This is a genomic window from Anaeromyxobacter dehalogenans 2CP-1 (assembly GCF_000022145.1).
In the GTDB taxonomy this organism is placed as follows: Bacteria; Myxococcota; Myxococcia; order Myxococcales; family Anaeromyxobacteraceae; genus Anaeromyxobacter; species Anaeromyxobacter dehalogenans.
The window spans coordinates 777,774-793,563 of the sequence record NC_011891.1; the positions used below are offsets into that span (position 1 = coordinate 777,774).

Below are 15,790 nucleotides of genomic sequence, written 5' to 3' on the forward strand. Positions count from 1 at the left end.
CCGCGTAGAGCCGGGCGGCGCCGTCACGGACCGGCGAGCTCGTAGAGCAGCCCCCAGCGCACGCCGCGGTCCGAGACCGTCAGCCGGTCGAAGCCCGCGAGGCGCATCGCCTCCGCGACCACCACCGCGCCGCCCAGGATCACGTCGGCCCGCTTCGGCTCCATCCCGGGCAGCGCCGCGCGCGCCGCCACCGGCAGCGCCGCGAGGCGCGCGAGCAGCCGCTCCACCTCCTCGAGCCGGAGCTCCGCCCCGTGCACGCGCTCCGCGTCGTAGGCGGGCAGCGCCTGCGCCACGGCCGAGAGGGTGGTCACCGTGCCCGCCACGCCGACCAGCCGCGCGCCGGCGCCCGCGCCCAGCGCGGCGAGCGGCGCGAGCGCCGCGCGCGCCCCGGCGCGCATCGCCGCGAGCTCCTCGGCCCGCACCGGATCGGCGCGCACGTGCCGCTCGGTGAGCCGGACCGCGCCCACCTGCAGGCTCACGCGCGCGCGCGGCACGGGGTCCTCGCCCACGATGAACTCGGTCGAGCCCCCGCCCACGTCGAGCACCGCGAGCGGCCCGCCCGCGCCGAAGTCGCGGAAGGCGCTGCCGTAGACCAGGCGCGCCTCCTCGTCGCCGGAGATGACCCGCGGCGAGAGCCCCGCCGCGGCGCGCGCCGCCTCGAAGAACTCGTCGCCGTTCGCGGCGTCGCGGGCGGCGCTGGTGGCGACGCAGGCGATCTCGTCGGCGCCGAGCGCCCGGGCCTCCGCCGCGAACGCCGCCAGCGTGGCCACGGTCTCGCGGATGGCGGCCGGATCGAGGCGTCCGGTCGCGTCCACGCCGCGGCCGAGCCGGGTGATCTCGGCGCGCTCCCGCACCGGCGCGAGCGCGTCGCCGCGCCGCTCCGCCACGAGCAGCAGCACCGTGTTGGTGCCGACGTCGATCGAGGCGAGCCGCCCGGCCATGCCGTCCCCGCCTACGGCGCCAGCGGGCCCCAGGCCGGCGCGGCCAGGTCGGTCTTGCCGCTCGTCACCGGCGTCTGGCGGTCGCCGCGCGCGTCCGACACGACCAGCTGGATCCCGCCGTTCCGGTCGGTGCGGAAGATCATGAGCCGGCCGTTGGGCGCCCAGGACGGCTCCTCGTTGGTGCGCCCCTGGTCCTGGGTGATGCGGTTGATGGCGCCCGAGTCCGGCGACACCACGAACACGTCGAACACCTTGCGCTCGTCGCGCGCGGTGAACGCGATCAGGTCGCCGCGAGGGCTCCACTGCGGCGTCTGGTTGTAGTTGCCCTGGAACGTCAGGCGCCGCGCGCCCGAGCCGTCCGCGCCCATCACGTAGATCTGCGGGGTGCCGGAGCGATCGGAGACGAACGCGATGCGGCGGCCGTCGGGCGACCAGGTGGGCGACACGTCGATGGCGGGGTCGCTGGTGAGCTTGCGCGCGCCGGCGCCGTCGGCGGACATCACCCAGAGATCGGTGACGTTGCCTTCGCTGACGGTGAACGCGATGCGGGAGCCGTCGGGCGAGTACACGCCGCCGAACGCGTTGCGGTGGCGGCCCAGCGGGCGGAACGCGCGGTCGGAGAAGCGGTAGGCCCACAGCTCCGGCCGGCCGGACCGGTAGCTGGTGACCAGGATCTCGCGGCCGTCCGGGCGCCACGCCGGCGACATGAGGATGCTCCGCTCGGACAGCAGGACCTGCTGGTTCCCGCCGTCCATGTCCTGCGTCACGAGCTCCCAGGTGCCGCGGCCGCGGCGGATCGCGGCGATGCGCGTCGCGAAGATGCCGGGCTCGCGCGTGTAGTAGCGCACGATCTCGTCGGCCATCCGGTGGGCGAGCGAGCGCGCGTCGGCGCCGTCCACGCGCAGCAGCTTCACCAGCACCTCGCGCCCGGCGCGGACCTCGTACAGGTGGAGCTCGCCCTCCAGGCCGGCCGGTCCGCGGCGCACGCGCGCCTTGGCGAGGCCGTCCGCGCCCACGTCGGCCCAGCGCGCGAACCGGATCGACGGCGCCGCGAAGCCCTCCGACGGATCGGCGAGGAAGCCCCGCGGGTCGAGCACGTCGAACAGGCCCGACAGCACCAGGTCGGCGCGCACCACCTCCGCGGTCTGGGTCGCGGCGGCGCCGGCGTCGCCCTCGCCCTGGAACGCCGCCACCGCGATGGGCAGCGGGCGGAAGTCGGGCGAGCCGACCACGATGGTGGGGCGCTCCTGCGCGGCGAGCGCGGGGGAGACGGCCAGCGCGAGCGCGGCGAGGGCGAGGGCACGGCGGACGGTCATGGCGGGGCTCCGGGAGATCAGCCGATCTCGAAGACGATGGCGAGCCCGGTCGAGCGGTACAGCTGCCGCTGCGCGTCGGGCGGAGGGGGGAGGCGGGTCTGTCGGACGGTCCGCTCCAGCGCGTCGTCGAACGCGCCGTTGCCGGACGACTTCTCGATGCGCCAGCGCGCGATGTTCCCGTCGGGCTCGATCCAGAGGACCACCGTGCCCTTCAGGTACATGCGGTCGCGCTCGGAGATGGTGGCCGGGACGCGGTAGTTCTCCTGCAGCGCCCGCTTCACCAGCGCGAGGTAGCGGTCGCCCTCGCCGGCCTCGGAGGCGTCGCCGGCCGGGTCGCCCTCGGGGTCGCCCCAGCGCTCGCGCTCGACCTGCTGCTTCACGCGCGAGAGCATCGACGCGACCGAGGTGCTGCTCCCGGCCGTGGTCGGGCCGGTGCGGGCGGGCGGCCGGGGCGCGGGCGGGACCGGCGAGGGCTTCGAGCCGGGGACCGGCGCTGCGGGCGCCGGCGGCGCGGGGGTCGGGGCCGCCGGCGCGGTCGCGACCGCCGGCATGGGCTCGGCCGCGGCCGGCTCCGGCGGCGTCTCCTTGCGCGGCAGCCACTGCTCCGGCCGCTTCTCGCCGAGGCGCACGAGCTTCGCCACGATGGGCTTCTGCTCGAGGTCGATGGCGGGGCCCTGCTGGCGCACCAGCGCCCAGGTGATGAGCCCGGCGTGGACCATCAGCGAGGCCAGCACCGCCGGCCACATCCTGTCCCGCCGCCCGAGGGCGGTCGCGACCGGGATGCTCATCGCCTGCGGGCCTCCCGCTCGGGCTTCACCCGCTCCGGCGCGGGGTTGGTGATCATCCCCACGTTCACGATCCCGGCGCGCTGCACGGTGGCCATCACGTCCACCACGAAGCCGTAGGGCAGCGTCTTGTCGGCCATGAGGTACAGCTCGTGCTCCTTCTGCGCGCGCGAGTTGGCGCGCAGCTTGTCCTCGAGCTCGTCGTAGGGCACGTGGGCGGCGTCCTCGGTGGTGCCGAGCCACAGGCTCTTGTCCGACTTGATCGAGAGGACGAGCTTCTGCTCCTGCGCCTCGACCGCCTTGGCGCGCGCGTCGGGCAGGTTCACCTCGACGCCCTGCTGGATGAGCGGCGCGGTCACCATGAAGATGATGAGCAGCACCAGCATCACGTCCACGAGCGGCGTGACGTTGATCTCGGTGAGGGACTGGCGGCCCGAGCCGCCGGAGGACATCGCCACGGCTCGCTCCCTAGCTGAAGAAGTGCCGCCGAACGATGTTCAGGAAGTCGTTCGAGAAGTTGGTCATCTCGCTGTCGAGCACGCGGATCTTCGACAGGAAGAAGTTGTAGGCGACCACCGCCGGGATGGCGGCGAACAGGCCGACCGCGGTGGCGATGAGCGCCTCGGAGATGGGCTTCGCCACCGTGGCCAGGTTCGCGTTGCCCATCAGGTAGATCTCGTGGAACGCGCGCATGATGCCCCACACCGTGCCGAACAGGCCGACGAACGGGGCGGCGCTGGCGGTGGTGCCCAGGAACGGCACCTGGCGCTCGAGCGCGGTGACCTCCGAGGCCGCGGCCCGCTTCAGCGCGCGCTCGACGTTCTCGATGCCGCCGAGCTGGTCGCTCATGGCGCCCGGGTCGCCCTCGTTCTTGCGCGCCGTCACCTTCGAGAGCTCGACGTAGCCCGCCCGGAACACGTGCGACAGCGGCGACGCGCCCAGCGACTCCGCCGCCTGGTAGATGGCGTCGAGCCGCTTGGACTGCCAGAAGGTCTCGAGGAACTTCACCGACTGGTCCTGCGCGCGCCGGATCTGGAGCCACTTCTTGACGATGATGGCCCACGACACCGCGGAGGCGCCGAGCAGGAGCGCCAGCACGCCGATGCCGACGGGCCCGGAGTTGGTGGCGATCTCGAGGTAGTTGAGGCCGCCCGCGGCCGCGAGGGGCACGCCGGCGGAGGGCAGGAGCTGCGAGAGGGCGAGTTCGGTCATGTGCAGGTCGGGAAAGGGGTTCTCTAGCATGGACGCGCCCGCTCGGCTGCGCCTCTCCCCGACCCCCCATTCTCCTCGGGATCCGGGGCGCTCGACAGTAAACGCCCGGCGGGCCGTTTCCCCTCCCGAGGCGGCACCGACATGTCCCACCCGCGAACCGTGGTCCCGGCGCCACGGCCGTGCGCCGGGTTCACCCCTGATCGCGCCCTCGGACGTGCATAATCCCGGCGCTTCGGCCGTCAGGGGGATGGCACGTCCGTTGCTCATTTCCGAGATGCCCGGCCCCGTCGCGGTCCGGAGCCCACGCTGGAGGACCTTCCGATGAGACGCCTCGCCCTTCTGCTCGCCGCCTCCGCCCTGGTCGCCGGCTGCACCGTGTCCACCGACAACGGCGGCTACTCCTGCGTGGACGCCGACCGGACCATGACCATCGAGTGGCCGAGCTTCATGCTCGCCAACGGCGCGCAGACCGACTGCCGCGGCGCCGGCGTCGCGTACGTCGACATCTACATGAACGACCAGCGCGTGCAGGGGCCCGAGAGCGGCGGCTGGCTCTGTGGCGATGGCGGCGCGACCATCACCTACGTTCCGGCGGGGACCCACCTCGTCACCGTCGAGGGCATCGCCGCCGACGGCTCGACCATCCTGCTCCGCGACGAGCGCTCGGTGACCCCGTACGACTGCGGGGACACGCGGGTGCCCGTGCAGCCGGCCGAGGGGACGTTCGACCTCGCGTACTCCTTCACGCCCACCAACGTCTGCACCGCCGGCTCGTACCTGTTCTTCTCGGTCTACGACGCCATCGCCGGGGTGGTCGCCGCCCAGGTGGACGAGGCCAGCCCGAACCCGGCCCTGTACGCGTGCGGCGATCCCAACGGCATCGTGTTCACCCTCCCGGCCGGCGCGTTCACGCTCACCCGCACCGAGGAGGCGGTGTTCTCGGGCGGCGCGTGGGTGCCGACGGCGGCGAACTGCAGCGCGACCAACTTCAGCGTCACCCCGGCCGCCATCTCGACGCTCTCGGTCGCGCTGGCGGACAGCGCCTCCTACTGCCCCGCCCGCGCCGCGGCCCCGCCGCCGGCCCGTCGCGCGCCGAAGGGCCCCGCCACCACGTTGCCGTAGGCACACGGCCATCCGAGCCGTCCCGAGCGCGGGCCCTGGCGACGGGGCCCGCGCTCCGTCGCCCGGGGGCCGGCACGGCGGGCGAGCGCGCGGGGGGCTACCGGAGTAGACTCCGCGCCGTGTCACGCATCGGCATCTTCGACTCCGGCGTCGGCGGGCTCACCGTCCAGCGCGCCATCCTCGCAGCGCTCCCCTCCGCGGACACCGTCTACCTCGGCGACACGGCCCGCGTGCCGTACGGCACCAAGTCCGCCGAGACGGTGACCCAGTACTCGCTCCGGAACGCGCGGGTGCTGGCGCGCCGCGAGATCGACCTGCTCGTCGTGGCCTGCAACACCGCCTCCGCGGTGGCGCTGCCGGCGCTCCGCGCCGAGCTGCCCGTCCCGGTGCTGGGCGTGGTGGAGCCCGGCGCCCGCGTCGCGGCGAAGGCCTCCCGGACCGGCCGCATCGGCGTGATCGGCACGCAGGGGACCGTGGCGAGCGGCGCCTACCAGGCGGCGATCCTGCGCGAGCGCCCCGGCGCGGAGGTGGTGGCCCGGGCGTGCCCGCTGTTCGTCCCGCTCGCGGAGGAGGGGTGGACGGATCCGGACGACGAGGTGGTGCGCGGGGTGGTCCGCCGGTACCTCGACCCGCTGCGCGACGCCGCCATCGACACGCTGGTGCTGGGCTGCACGCACTACCCGCTGCTCCGCGAGGCGATCGCCCGCGCGCTTCCCGAGGTGCGGCTGGTCGACAGCGCCGACGCGATCGCCGAGGAGGTCCGCGCGCGGATCCCGGCCGTGGCCGGCCGGAGCGGCGTGCACCGGTTCCTCGTGACCGACGTGCCCGAGCGCTTCCTGGGCGTGGCGGGCCGCTTCCTCGGACGGACGGTGGAATCCGCCGAGCACGTCGACGTGTGAGCGTGCCGCGCCGGGTGGGCGAGCTAGCTCACCGCAGCGTCAGGGGATTTCGACGGGGGCGCGCTTGATGGCAGGGGGGCGCCGGCGGTACAGTCCCGCCTCGCGATGGGTGCCGACGCCAGCAAGAAGATGGTTGTGGGCTTCAACCACAACATCAAGCACAAGGGGAAGATGTACCACATCCAGACCGAGGACTCGGGCCTGGACAACCCCCACATCATCACGCACCTGTTCGTGGGCGGGAACATCCTCGCCTCGAAGAAGACCTCCTACGCCGACATCGTCGCCGCCGAGAACCTGGCGCAGGTGGTGCGCGAGCTGATGGAGGAGCAGCACAAGGAGATGCTGCGCAACCTCATCAACGGCGTGTACGACGACATCGACGCCGCGAGCGCGCAGCAGGCGCAGGCGTTCCAGCCCGGGCAGATCGAGGCCGACGGCCGTACGGTCCGGCTCCAGCCCGGCATGACCATGCCCGCGCCGCGCGGCGCCCAGCTCCCGCCGGAGGTGCTCGCCGCGCGCCAGCAGCCCGCGCCGGCGCTCCGCAACGACGGCGCCGAGACGCTGTTCGGCGAGGACCTGATCAGCGAGCGCAGCCTCGACGAGGTGATCCTTTCGTACCTCGCCGAGGATCTCGGCGAGCGGAAGTGACGTCGCGTCCGGCACTCCCCACGCCGGCCCGGGAGCGTCCGTGATCCAGCTGTTCCACGTCACCAAGGAGTACCCGGGCGACGGGCCCGCGCTCCAGGACGTGACGCTCGAGCTGGACAAGGGCGAGTTCGTGTTCCTCACCGGACCGTCGGGCGCGGGCAAGTCCACCCTGCTGAAGCTGGTGTTCTGCGACGAGGCGCCCACCAGCGGGCAGCTCCTGCTGTTCGGCAAGAACGTGGCGAAGATCGGCGCGCGCGCGGTGCCCTACCTGCGCCGCAACATCGGGGTGGTGTTCCAGGACTTCAAGCTCCTGCCGCAGCGGACCGTGGCCGAGAACGTGGCCCTGCCGCTCGAGGTGCAGGCCATGCCGGACAAGGAGATCCGGCGGCGGGTGAAGCAGCTGCTCCGCTCGGTGGGGCTCGAGCACCGGGCCGAGAAGTTCCCGCCGTCGCTCTCGGGCGGCGAGCAGCAGCGGGTCGCGGTCGCGCGCGCGCTCGCGCCGGCCCCGGCGCTGCTGCTGGCCGACGAGCCCACCGGCAACCTCGACCCGGAGCGCACGCTCGAGGTGATGCAGCTGCTCGCCGACGCGAACGCGCGCGGCACGACCGTGCTGGTCGCGACGCACGATCGCTCGCTGCTCGAGCGCTACAAGCGGCGGGTGGTGCTGCTGGAGCGCGGGCGCCTGGTCTCGGACGGCGACTCGATCCGCCGCGCCCCGGGCGCCGGCGCGGGGGCGGGGGGCTGACCGGTGCCGCTCCGCCCCGTCTACTTCACGCGGCGCGCCGTCGAGGCGCTGGTGCGCGGGCCCTACGTGGCGCTGGTGGGGATCGCGACGATCTTCGTGGCGCTGTTCTCGATCGGACTGCTCGCGGCGGCCCTCGGCGGCGCGGAGCGGCTGCTCGCGGCCTGGGCCGGGGAGGTCCGCATCTCCGCGTACCTGGCGCCGGGCGCCGACCTGGCGGCGGTGCGCGACGCGGCGGCGGCGGTCGCGCCCGGGCGCGCCGTCACGGCCGTCACCGGGGCCGAGGCGCTGCGCGGGCTCGCCGCCGAGCTGGGCGAGCAGGGCCGGGTGCTGGAGGGCGTGGGCCCGGGCGTGCTGCCGGACGCGGTGGAGGTCTCGGCGCCGGGGATCTCGCTCGCGGAGGCGCGCGGGCTGGCCGGGCGGCTGCGGGCGCTGCCGGGGGTGGCCGAGGTGGACTACGGCACCGCCTGGCTGGAGCGGCTGGAGCGGTTCCTCGGCCGCGCCCGGATCGCGGCGGTGGCGCTGTTCGCGGCGCTGGCGCTCGCCGCCGCGGTGCTGGTCTCGAACACGCTGCGGCTGGCGGTGTTCGCGCGCCGCGACGAGATCGAGATCATGAAGCTGGTGGGCGCCACCGACGCGTTCGTGTCGGCGCCGTTCCTGATCGAGGGGGTGCTGCAGGGCCTGCTCGGCGGCGGGCTGGCGGTGGGGGCGCTGGCGGCGCTGCACGCGGCGCTCCTGCCGCGGCTCGGCGCGGCGGTCGACGCGGCGCGCGCGCTCCGCCTCGGCGACGTGCTCCCCCCGGCGCTCCTCCTCGGCCTGCTCGCGGCCGGCGCCGCGGTGGGCCTGCTCGGCAGCGCGCTCTCGGTGGCGCGCACGCTGCGCCGCCTGTGAGGCCGAGCCGTGGTCCCCTCCGCGTCGCTCGGCATCGCCTTCGCGCTCGCGCTCGCCGCCGGCGGCCCCCGCGCGCAGCTCGACGCGCTCGAGGGGCGGCGCCGCGCCGAGGAGGCCGCCGCGCGCATGCTGGCGCAGCAGGAGCGCTCGGTGCTCGACACGCTGGCCGAGTCGGAGGCGGCGCTCGCCGCGGCGGCCGCGGAGGCGCGGCGGGCCGAGGCCGCCCGGGCCGGGGCCGAGGCCGCGCTGGCGCAGGCGCGGGAGGAGGAGGCGGCCGCGCAGGCGCGCATGCAGGCGCGGCTCGCCGAGCTGCGGCCGCGGCTCGCGGCGCGCGAGCGGCTCGGGCGCACCGGGGAGCTGCAGCTCCTGAGCTCCAGCCGGTCGCTCGCGGACCTGGTGAAGCGCCGCTGGCTCATGGAGCGGATCCTCTCGCACGACGTGGCGCTGCTCGCCGAGGCCGACGCGGCGCGCGACGCGCGCGAGCGGGCGCGCGCGGCCCGGCAGCGCGAGGCGGGGCGCCTCGCGGCCCTGGCGAAGGAGGCGGCGGAGCGGCGCGAGGACGCCGCCGCGCTCCGCGAGGAGCGGGAGACGCTGCTCGCGGCCCTGCGCACCGCCCGCGGGTTCCACGAGCGCGCCGCGGCCGAGGCGGTCGTGCAGCAGCGCCGGCTCGCCGAGTTCGTCGCGACGCTGCCGCCCCCGCGCAGCGGCGGTGCGCTGCCCGAGGGCTTCGCCGCGCGCCGGGGCCGGCTGCCGCTGCCGGTCGCCGGCCACGTGACGGTCGGCTTCGGCAAGGTGGTGAACCCGCGCTTCAACACGGTCACCGTGCAGAACGGCCTCGACGTGGACGCGCCGGCGGGCGCGCCGGTCCGTGCGGTCGCGCCGGGGCGCGTGGTCCACGCCGGGTGGTTCAAGGGCTACGGCAACATCGTCATCGTGGACCACGGGGACGGCTACCACACGCTGGTGGCCCACCTCGCCTCGATGCGCACCGCCATGGGAGAGGACGTGCCCGCCGGCGCCGTGCTGGGGACGGTGGGCGACACCGGCTCGCTGAAGGGGCCGTACCTGTACTTCGAGCTCCGCGAGAAGGGACGCCCGGTGGACCCGCGACCATGGCTCGCGCCGTGATCCCGGCCCCCCTGGTAGACTCGCCCCGATGATGCGCCGCCTCGCCCTCGTCGCCGCCCTGGCGATCGCGTTCTTCGCCGGCCTGGTCGCGGACCGCTCCGCCTCGGCGGCGCGCCGCGCCGCGTCCCGGCCCTACCGCGCGCTCGACGTGTTCGCCGACGTGCTCGGTCACGTGGAGAGCTCGTACCTCGAGCCGGTGGACGAGCGGGAGCTCGTGTACGGCGCCATCGACGGCATGATGGCGAAGCTCGACGCGCACTCCGCGTTCATGCGGCCGGAGGTGTTCGAGCAGCTCCGCGACGAGACCACCGGCGAGTTCGACGGGCTCGGCCTGGAGGTCGCGCTCGAGGACGGCGTGCTCACCGTCGTGTCGCCCACGGCGGAGTCCCCCGGTGAGCGCGCCGGGCTCCGGCCGGGCGACCGGATCCTGTCCATCGACGGGGCCTCGACGCGCGAGCTGGGGCTGTCCGGGGCGATCCGGCGCATGAAGGGCGCGCCCGGGTCCCAGGTGGTGCTGGAGGTCGACCGCGCCGGGTTCACGGCGCCGCAGCGGCTCACGCTGGTGCGCGAGCGGGTCCGCACCCAGAGCGTGGACCTGCGGGTGCTCGACGCCGGGCGCGGGTACGTGTACGTGCGCGTGAAGGCGTTCCAGGAGCGCACCGACCGCGCGCTGGCGAGGGCGCTCGCCGACGGTCGGGCCGCGCTGGGCGGTGAGATCCGCGGGCTGGTGCTCGACCTGCGCAACAATCCGGGCGGCCTGCTCGACCAGGCGGTGCGGGTGGCGGACGCGTTCCTCGCCGAGGGCGTCATCGTCAGCACCGAGGGGCGCGACCGGCGCGAGGTCGAGGTGCAGCGCGCGCGGCCCAAGGGGACCGAGCCGGGCTACCCGATGATCGTCCTGGTGAACCGCGGGACCGCCAGCGCGAGCGAGATCCTGGCCGGCGCGCTCCAGGACAACGGGCGCGCGGTGGTGATGGGCACGCAGACCTACGGCAAGGGGTCCGTGCAGACCATCATCGAGCTGGAGGACGGCTCGGGCCTGAAGCTGACCGTGGCGCGGTACTACACGCCCAGCCACCGCTCCATCCAGGAGCTGGGCATCTCCCCGGACGTGGTGGTCGCCGAGACCGCCCCGGCGGCCCCGGCGCAGCCCGCGCCGGCGGAGCGCGACCTGAAGCGGCACCTCCGCAACGAGGCGGCGCCGGTGCCCGCCTCGGTCCCGGCGCCCGCCGTGCCCGAGGACTTCCAGCTCCGGACCGCGCTGGACTACCTGCGCGCGACGGACGTCCTCCGGGGTGGCCCGGGCGCGCGGAGCACCGCGATCGCCCCGAAGCGGCAGTGAGCACGGGGTAGGGACTCCACGGAGCGTGCAGGCTCGGTCCTCCGAGCCCGGCGTGGCAGCGGTGTCGCGGTCCGGGTCGACCCTGCACGCAGAACGTGCACCCAGGCGCGGTTGCACGCCTTTCGCGGGCCGCGCCGCGCGGGGCGGGCGGATGTGGTTTTCCCTTGTCGGTGCGCACCTTTTCATGAATTGACTTCGCGGTACGGAAGGCTATAGTCCGCGCCAATCCTTCCGGAGACGGAGGGGCGACGCCCTGGCCCGCAGATTGCGATTCGCGGCCCTCTCCGGAGGCGCCCACCGGCGCACACACACGTCAAGATGACTTCACTCGAGCTCTCGGTCGTCGTCGGGTACGCACTGCTGCTCTGCATCCTCTCGATCTACGGGTCCCATCGCTACGCGATGGCGTACCTGTACTACCGGCACAAGTACCGGCTCCCCACGCCGAAGGACCGGTTCGAGCAGCTGCCGCGCGTCACCATCCAGCTCCCGATCTTCAACGAGATGTACGTGACGGAGCGGCTCATCGGCGCCGTCGCGAAGATCGACTATCCGCGCGAGCTCCTCGAGGTGCAGGTCCTCGACGACTCGACCGACGAGACCCAGGGCATCGCCCGCGCCTGCGTGGATCGCGTCCGGGCCGAGGGGCTCGACATCGTCTACATCCACCGCACCGACCGCAGCGGCTTCAAGGCGGGCGCGCTGGAGAACGGGCTGAAGACCGCCATGGGCGAGTTCGTGGCGGTCTTCGACGCGGACTTCATCCCGGATCCGCACTTCCTGCGGCGCACCGTGGACTTCTTCACCGACCCGAAGGTCGGCATGGTCCAGGCGCGCTGGGGCCACCTGAACCGCGGCTACTCGCTGCTCACCCAGGTCCAGGCCATCCTGCTCGACGGGCACTTCGTCATCGAGCACACCGCGCGCAACCGCTCCGGCCGCTTCTTCAACTTCAACGGCACCGCGGGGATCTGGCGGCGCGAGGCCATCGCCTCGGGCGGCGGCTGGCAGCACGACACGCTCACCGAGGACCTGGACCTCTCCTACCGCACGCAGATGAAGGGCTGGCAGTTCGTCTACGTGCCGCAGATCGTCACGCCGGCCGAGCTGCCGGTGGAGATGAACGCGTTCAAGAGCCAGCAGCACCGCTGGGCGAAGGGCTCGATCCAGACCGCGCTCAAGGTCCTGCCGCGGCTGCTCGACGCGGATCTGCCGCGCGAGGTGAAGCGCGAGGCGGTGATGCACCTCACCGCGAACCTCGCCTACCTGCTGATGATCCCGCTGGCGATCCTGCTGCCGATCACGGTGGTGGTGCGCGTCTCCCACGGCTGGTACGAGGTGCTGTTCCTCGACATCCCGTTCTTCGCCGCCGCCACCTTCAGCGTGGTGGCGTTCTACGCGGCCAGCCAGCGCGAGCAGGGCCGCACCACCTGGCAGCAGATCAAGTACCTGCCCATGGTGATGGCGATCGGCATCGGCCTGTCGGTGAACCAGGCGCGCGCGGTGGTCGAGGCGCTCATGGGCTACGAGACCGCCTTCACCCGCACGCCCAAGCACGGCGTCGCCTCGGCGGGCGAGTCGGTGACGCGCAAGCGGTACAAGGCGGCGGTCACGTTCCAGCCCATCGTCGAGCTGGCCCTCGCGGCCTACATGACCTACGGCGTGATGTACCTGATCGAGCGCGAGGTCTACTACTCGCTGCCGTTCCTGCTGCTGTTCCAGGTGGGCTTCGGCTACGTCGGCCTGGCCAGCGTCTACGAGGGCCTGCGCGGCCGCGTCGGGCGCTGGGTCCGCGTGCTCTCGCCGCAGCCCTCGCCGGAGTAGCGGCCCGCCCGGCGGGTCCGCGAAGCACGACGGGCGTCCTTCGGCAGGCTCAGGAGGAGCGGGCCTTCGATCCGCTCGCCCTGAGCTCGTCGAAGGGCGGCGCGCTAGGCGGGCTCCAGCGGCTTCTCGAACACCGCGATCCCGCGGTCCAGCCGGCCCACCTCGGCGAAGCCGAGCCGCTCCCAGAACGCGCGCGCGCCGGGGTTCTCGTCGCCCACCGACAGGCGCAGCGCGCGGAAGCCGGAGCGCGCCAGGACGTGCTCGAGCGCGGCGGTGGTCTCCTTGCCGTAGCCGAGGCCCTGGCACGCCTCGCGGAACAGCAGCAGGCCCACGTGCGCGGTGCCGGGCTCGGGGTGGTTCAGGTACAGGTCGAGGACCCCGACGGCGGGCCCTCCCGTGTGCGGGACGAGCGCGTAGACGCGGCGCTCCGGATCCGCCTCGGCCTCCGCGAGCAGCCGCTCCGCCGCGTCCGCGCCGGCCGGCCCGCCCTCGGTGCGCACGAAGTAGTCCGGCGCGCCCTGGAAGCAGGACTGGATCTGCGCGGCGTGCGCGCGCGTGGCGGCCACGGCGCGCAGCCGCGGTCCGTCGAGCGGCGCGAGCTCATCGCCCGGGCCCGCGCCCTGGGTTCCGTGCACCGGTGTCATGGGGACCTCCGTCGACGTGGTGCGTCGAGGTGACTGGCATAGCCCGGCGCGGAGCGGCGGGTCAAGGCGCGTCGAGGTCCGGCGCCGCCGGATCAGCCGGCCACTGCACGGAGCGCGGCCGTGTCCTCGAGCGACGCGATCACCTGGTCGGCGCCGCTCGCGGCGAGCTCGGCGGCCGAGTAGCGGCCGGTCGCGACCGCCAGCACCGGGCATCCCACCAGGTGGGCCGCGGCCACGTCGCGGGGCGTGTCCCCCACCACCAGCGCCTCGGCGGGGTCGAGCGTGCGCCCGAGCCGGGCCGACGCCCGCCGCACCGCTGCCGCGACCACGTGCTCCCGCGCCTCGCCGTCGGCCGCGAACCCGCAGATCGCGTCCGGGCCCCAGTCGAACCAGGCGTCGAGGCCGCCGTGGGCGAGCTTCACCCGCGCCCCCGCCGCCACGTTCCCCGTGCAGAGGCCCTGCGGCACGCGCCCGTGCAGCGACCGGAGCGCCGCCTCCACCCCGGGGAGCACCTGGTACCCCGGGTTGCGGATCTCCACCGCGAGGTGCTCGAGGTAGCGCGCGAGCACCCCCTCGCAGGCGTCGTCGCTGTACGGGTGCGCGAGGAGCGCGAGCGCCTCGCGGACGATCAGCCGATCGGTCATGCCGTCGAGCCGCAGGCCGCCCAGCGCGCCATCGATCGGGCCGCAGCGCTCCGCGAGCGCGCGCTCCAGCGCGCGCCGGCCGGCGCCCCCGCACGAGATGAGCGTCCCGTCCACGTCCCACAGGATGACCGCGGCGCGCCTCACTCGAACAGCGCCTCCACGAACTCGCGCGGCGAGAACGGCTTCAGGTCGGCGACGCGCTCGCCCACGCCCACGTAGCGTACCGGGATCCGCAGCTCGTCGCAGATCCCGATGATCACCCCGCCCTTGGCGGTGCCGTCGAGCTTGGTGAGCGCGATGCCGGTCACGCCCAGCGCCTCGTGGAACTGGCGCGCCTGGGCGATGGCGTTCTGGCCGTTGGTGGCGTCGAGCACGAGCAGCACCTCGTGCGGCGCGCCGGCGGCGGCCTTGCCGATCACCCGCTGCACCTTCTTCAGCTCCTCCATGAGCGGCATCTTGGTGTGGAGGCGCCCGGCGGTGTCGCAGAGCACCACGTCCACGCCCTCCTGCGCGCCGCGCTGCACCGCCTCGAAGCAGACCGCGGCCGGATCCGCGCCCTCCTTGCCGCGGACGACGGGCGCCGAGACGCGCTCGGCCCAGACCTCGAGCTGCTCGCCCGCGGCGGCGCGGAACGTGTCGCCGGCCCCGAGGAGCACCTTGTGCCCCGCGCCCTGCAGCTTCGCGGCGAGCTTGCCCACCGTGGTCGTCTTGCCCGACCCGTTCACGCCCACCACCATCACCACCCACGGGCGCGCCTCGCCCACCGCGAGCGGCGCGGCCGCGCCGCCGGTGCCGGCCAGGTCGAGGATGCGCGCGATCTCCTCGCGCAGCGCCGCCTTCAGCCGCTCGGGATCCGACAGCTCCTTGCGGCGGACCTTCTCGCGGGCGGACTCGAGCAGCCGCGTGGCGGTCTTCACGCCGATGTCCGCCGTGAACAGCACCTCCTCGAGGTCGGCGAGGACCGAGTCGTCCACCACCTTGCCGCCGGCGAACAGCGCGTTCAGGCGCGCCATGAAGCCGCCGCGGGTCTTCTCCAGGCCCGCCGCCAGGGTCTTGCCCGCCTCGGCCTCGGCGCGCCGCCGCGCCTCCTCCTCCGCCCGGCGCCTCGCCTCCTCGGCCTCGCGCGCCTGCCGCTCCGCCTCCTCGCGCGCGCGCCGCGCCTCCTCGGCGCGCTCCTCGGCCCGGCGCTCCTTCTCGAGGCGCTCCGCCTCCTTCTTGCGGCGGTACTCCTCCTTGCGGCGGGCCTCCAGCGCCTCGCGATCCTCGGGCGGCGCCGCGGGCCCGGCGGCGGGCGGCGGGGGCGGCGGCGCGACGGGTCGCGGGGCCTCGCGGCCGGCCCGGCGGAGCGCCGCGGCGGCCTCCTCCTCGGTGGCGCCGCGGGCGAGCCGCTCGGCCGGCGGGGCGGCGGGCGGGGCCGCGCGCGGCGGCGCCCCGGGCGCGGCGCGCCGCTTCCGGGCGAGCCGCAGCGCGGCCAGCACCACGAGGAGGAGCACGGCGACGACGATCGCGACGGCGGCGGCGTCGTTCGCGGTGAGTGCGAGCGGGATCACGGCGGGCGGGCTCCGGGCGAGGAAAATGCTGCGGGAGCCCGAGCATATAGGGCCCCCGGCGCGCGGGTGTCAATTCGCTGCGGCGGCGCGCCGACCCGG

The 15,790-nt window shown here is 74.8% G+C and carries 16 protein-coding genes; 8 read left to right on the forward strand and 8 right to left on the reverse strand.

Annotated features, from left to right (window positions below; all coding sequences use genetic code 11):
• Positions 1-23 precede the first annotated feature (23 nt).
• The 5 genes from A2CP1_RS03450 to A2CP1_RS03470 are packed head-to-tail and all read right to left on the reverse strand — an operon-like array spanning position 24 to position 4,254.
• Positions 24-941: a Ppx/GppA phosphatase family protein gene (locus A2CP1_RS03450; RefSeq protein ID WP_012632084.1), complete on the reverse strand. Its 918-nt coding sequence runs from the start codon at positions 939-941 to the stop codon at positions 24-26.
• 11 nt (positions 942-952) lie between these two features.
• The gene (tolB, locus tag A2CP1_RS03455) at positions 953-2,257 is read right to left on the reverse strand and encodes a Tol-Pal system beta propeller repeat protein TolB (RefSeq protein ID WP_012632085.1); all 1,305 of its coding nucleotides are present in this window, start codon (positions 2,255-2,257) and stop codon (positions 953-955) included.
• Between the two features lie 17 nt (positions 2,258-2,274).
• A complete protein-coding gene (locus tag A2CP1_RS03460; RefSeq protein ID WP_012632086.1) occupies positions 2,275-3,045 on the reverse strand; it encodes an energy transducer TonB in 771 nt (256 codons plus the stop codon).
• A complete protein-coding gene (gene tolR / locus A2CP1_RS03465) occupies positions 3,042-3,494 on the reverse strand; it encodes a protein TolR (RefSeq protein WP_011419720.1) in 453 nt (150 codons plus the stop codon). Before tolR ends, A2CP1_RS03460 begins: the two co-directional genes overlap by 4 nt.
• A 16-nt stretch (positions 3,495-3,510) precedes the next feature.
• Positions 3,511-4,254, reverse strand: a complete 744-nt coding sequence (locus A2CP1_RS03470) for a MotA/TolQ/ExbB proton channel family protein (protein WP_011419721.1) — start codon at positions 4,252-4,254, stop codon at positions 3,511-3,513.
• Positions 4,255-4,575: 321 nt separating this feature from the next.
• Between A2CP1_RS03470 and A2CP1_RS03475 the strand changes: the two genes are divergently transcribed.
• The 8 genes from A2CP1_RS03475 to A2CP1_RS03510 all read left to right on the forward strand — a co-directional run bounded on the left by A2CP1_RS03475 (position 4,576) and on the right by A2CP1_RS03510 (position 12,853).
• The gene (locus tag A2CP1_RS03475; RefSeq protein WP_012632087.1) at positions 4,576-5,376 is read left to right on the forward strand and encodes a hypothetical protein; all 801 of its coding nucleotides are present in this window, start codon (positions 4,576-4,578) and stop codon (positions 5,374-5,376) included.
• A gap of 119 nt (positions 5,377-5,495) precedes the next feature.
• Entirely contained in the window at positions 5,496-6,275 is a 780-nt protein-coding gene (gene murI / locus A2CP1_RS03480; protein ID WP_012524766.1) for a glutamate racemase, read from the forward strand.
• A 105-nt stretch (positions 6,276-6,380) separates the two neighbouring features.
• Positions 6,381-6,926: a RomY N-terminal domain-containing regulatory protein gene (locus tag A2CP1_RS03485; RefSeq protein WP_011419724.1), complete on the forward strand. Its 546-nt coding sequence runs from the start codon at positions 6,381-6,383 to the stop codon at positions 6,924-6,926.
• A 40-nt stretch (positions 6,927-6,966) separates the two neighbouring features.
• A complete protein-coding gene (ftsE, locus tag A2CP1_RS03490) occupies positions 6,967-7,671 on the forward strand; it encodes a cell division ATP-binding protein FtsE (protein WP_012632088.1) in 705 nt (234 codons plus the stop codon).
• 3 nt (positions 7,672-7,674) lie between these two features.
• Positions 7,675-8,559, forward strand: coding sequence for a cell division protein FtsX (locus A2CP1_RS03495; protein WP_012632089.1), 885 nt, complete (start codon positions 7,675-7,677; stop codon positions 8,557-8,559).
• 9 nt (positions 8,560-8,568) lie between these two features.
• Positions 8,569-9,687: a murein hydrolase activator EnvC family protein gene (locus A2CP1_RS03500; protein WP_012632090.1), complete on the forward strand. Its 1,119-nt coding sequence runs from the start codon at positions 8,569-8,571 to the stop codon at positions 9,685-9,687.
• Between the two features lie 28 nt (positions 9,688-9,715).
• Positions 9,716-11,029: a S41 family peptidase gene (locus A2CP1_RS03505; protein ID WP_012632091.1), complete on the forward strand. Its 1,314-nt coding sequence runs from the start codon at positions 9,716-9,718 to the stop codon at positions 11,027-11,029.
• 318 nt (positions 11,030-11,347) lie between these two features.
• Complete coding sequence (locus tag A2CP1_RS03510; RefSeq protein ID WP_012632092.1) at positions 11,348-12,853, forward strand: cellulose synthase family protein; 1,506 nt, start codon at positions 11,348-11,350, stop codon at positions 12,851-12,853.
• Positions 12,854-12,957: 104 nt separating this feature from the next.
• Here A2CP1_RS03510 and A2CP1_RS03515 read toward each other — a convergent pair whose 3' ends face one another.
• From A2CP1_RS03515 to ftsY, 3 genes are all read right to left on the reverse strand, one after another.
• Entirely contained in the window at positions 12,958-13,497 is a 540-nt protein-coding gene (locus A2CP1_RS03515; protein WP_012632093.1) for a GNAT family N-acetyltransferase, read from the reverse strand.
• 92 nt (positions 13,498-13,589) lie between these two features.
• Positions 13,590-14,285 carry an HAD family hydrolase gene (locus A2CP1_RS03520; RefSeq protein WP_012632094.1) on the reverse strand — a complete coding sequence of 232 codons (696 nt, stop codon included), beginning with the start codon at positions 14,283-14,285 and terminating at the stop codon, positions 13,590-13,592.
• Complete coding sequence (gene ftsY, locus A2CP1_RS03525) at positions 14,282-15,691, reverse strand: signal recognition particle-docking protein FtsY (protein ID WP_012632095.1); 1,410 nt, start codon at positions 15,689-15,691, stop codon at positions 14,282-14,284. Before ftsY ends, A2CP1_RS03520 begins: the two co-directional genes overlap by 4 nt.
• Between the last annotated feature and the right edge of the window lie 99 nt (positions 15,692-15,790).